The organism is Streptomyces sp. CO7 (genome assembly GCF_053474865.1).
On sequence record NZ_JBRIOU010000004.1, the window covers coordinates 148,889 to 151,379 of the forward strand.

Sequence of the window (2,491 nt, forward strand, 5' to 3'; positions counted from 1 at the left end):
CTCCCCCTCCCGTCCTCAGCCTCTGGGATCCTGCATGTCCGCGATCGGCGCCCTTCGTCCACCCGCCGTCCCGCTCACGGCGCGGCCCGCCTCGCGGGGGCCGCTCGTCGCCCTGACGGCCCTGCTGGCGGCAGCGGCGCTCAGCGACCTGTTCGCCGTGTACGCCGGCGTCCGGCTGCTCACGCTGCTCGGCCGGGACCCGGGCTTCGTCGCCGTCCCCGTGGACGAGCTGAACTCCGCGCTCCGGCTGTACGCGACGACGGCTGGGCATTTTCAGATGTCGGCCCACCTCTTCTGCGCGGTCGCCTTCCTCGTCTGGTTCACCGCGTTGCGCCGCGCCGCGGGGCCGCTGGAGCCGGAAGGTTTCCGCCAGGGCCCCGGCTGGGCGCTCGGCGCGTGGTTCGTCCCGCTGGCGAACTTCGTGCTCCCCCACCGGGTCGCCGTCGACATGTGGCGGGCCTGCGCCCCCACGCCGGCCGAGTGGTGGACGCCGCCCCGCACACCTCTGTGGCCGGTGCACCTCTGGTGGGGCACGTTCCTCGGGATCGTCCTGCTCTGCGAATTGAGCGCCTTCAGCCTCGACCTGGCCGGGACGCTGCCGCAGCTGAGGGCCGCCGTGGCCCTGTACACCGTGAGCGACCTGCTGGCCGTCGTCGCCACGGCGGCCGCCGCGTACTTCGCCGTCCGGCTGACGGCCCTGCAGCGCGCGAAGGCGTCCCGGGCACAACTCGCCCCGGTCGCCGGTGAGGTCACTCCACTCCGATGAGGAGGGGGGCTCCCTGGGTGCCGCCGTGGTGGACGATCGTGTCGACGGCGAGGTGGCGGTCGTGGACGTGGGCCTCGAGGGTGGCGGCGAGGGCGGCGGGGGCGGTGTCGTCGAGGACCAGGGTGACCAGTTCGCCGCCCGCGGAGAGCATGCGGTCCAGGACGTCCAGGGCCACCGCGGTGACGTCGGAGCCGATGAGCGCGACATCGCCCTCGACCATGCCCAGCACGTCCCCCGGCTGGCAGATGCCGGCCATCGTCCACGCCTGCCGGTCGGCGACCGCGATCTCGGCGAACCGCGTCGCGCCGGCCGCGGAGGTCATGGACACCACGTCCTCGTCGAAGCTGCGCTCCGGCTGGTGGACGGCGAGCGCGGCGATCCCCTGGACCGCGGCGCGGGTGGGGATCAGGGCGACGCGGATCCCCTCGGCGCGGGCCTGTTCCGCGGCGGCGGCGGCCGTGCGGCGCAGCTCGTCGTCGTTGGGCAGCAGCACCACCTCGCGGGCGTGCGCGGAGCGGACGGCGTCCAGCAGTTCCTCGGTGGAGACCGGCCGCCCGGGCGGCGCCAGCACCGTGGAGGCGCCCGTCCCGGCGCACAGCGCGGCAAGACCCTCGCCGGGCAGGACCGCGACGACGGCCCGCCGGCCCGGCTCGGGCGGGGCGCCCCGGTCGTCCGTCCGCCCGGCGGCGGCGTCGGCGGCGAAGTGGGTGATCCGGATCCGGTGCGGCCGTCCCGTCTCGACCGCGGCCTCCACCGCGGCCCCGGGGTCGTCGACGTGGACGTGGACGTTCCACAGCCCGTCGCCGCCGACCACCACGAGCGAGTCGCCGAGGGCGTCCAGCCGTCCGCGGAGCCGGTCCACGGCCGGGTCGTCGCACCCGTCGAGAAGGAAGATCACCTCGTAGGCCGGGCCGTCACCGCCTTCGCCGTGCCCGTGCGTCCCGCATCCGGCCGCGGCCTCGGCGGCGGCCGCCGCGGGAGCCTGCGCCGCCGCCCCGGCCACCGGTCCGCCGGCCGGCCGGGTCACCGGCGTCACCCCGGGCCGCTCCCCGGTGAGCGCCTCGACCAGCGCGCCCAGGACGGCGACCAGCCCGCGTCCGCCCGCGTCGACCACACCGGCCCGGCCCAGCGTCTCCAGCTGTCCCGGCGTCCGGGCGAGCGCCTCGCAGGCGCCGGCGTACGCGGCCCGCGCGACCGCGCCGCAGTCCGCGTCGGCCCCGGCCGAGGCCGCCGAGGCGGCGGAGGCCGCGGTGGCGGCCGCCGCGGCGGCCGAGGCGACGGTCAGCACGGTGCCCTCCACGGGGCGCGCCACCGCGTCCCAGGCGGAGTCGGCGGCCCGCCGCAGCGCCGCGCACAGCCCGTCGGCGTCCGCGTGGGGGGCCTTGTCGTCGAGGCCGTCGGCCAGGCCGCGCAGCAGCTGCGCGCAGATCGTGCCGGAGTTGCCCCGGGCGCCGACCAGCGCGCCGTGGGCCATCGCCCGCATGGCCTCGGAGAGGGAGGGGCGGGCGCCGTCGGCGAAGGCGTCCTCGACGCCGGCGGCGGCCGACTCGAGGGTCAGGTAGAGGTTGGTCCCGGTGTCGCCGTCGGGCACCGGGTAGACGTTGATCGCGTCGATCTCCTCGCGCGCCCGTCCCAGCGCGGCCAGCGCGAGGGCGCACCAGGCGCGCACCGTGGATGCGTCGAAGAACGTCTCCGGCACCTTCGGCACCCTGCGCCTCCCTGATG

General features: G+C 77.2%; 2 protein-coding genes. One reads left to right on the forward strand and one right to left on the reverse strand.

Going from position 1 to position 2,491, the window contains the following annotated elements; all coding sequences use genetic code 11:
* Nucleotides 1–34: 34 nt before the first annotated feature.
* On the forward strand, nt 35–766 hold the full coding sequence (locus tag ACOV8S_RS13370) for a DUF4328 domain-containing protein (RefSeq protein WP_448318047.1): 732 nt from the start codon (nt 35–37) through the stop codon (nt 764–766).
* Here ACOV8S_RS13370 and ACOV8S_RS13375 read toward each other — a convergent pair.
* Nucleotides 750–2,474 carry a DAK2 domain-containing protein gene (locus ACOV8S_RS13375; RefSeq protein WP_448318048.1) on the reverse strand — a complete coding sequence of 575 codons (1,725 nt, stop codon included), beginning with the start codon at nt 2,472–2,474 and terminating at the stop codon, nt 750–752. The two genes, ACOV8S_RS13370 and ACOV8S_RS13375, sit on opposite strands and share 17 nt — an antisense overlap.
* Between the last annotated feature and the right edge of the window lie 17 nt (nt 2,475–2,491).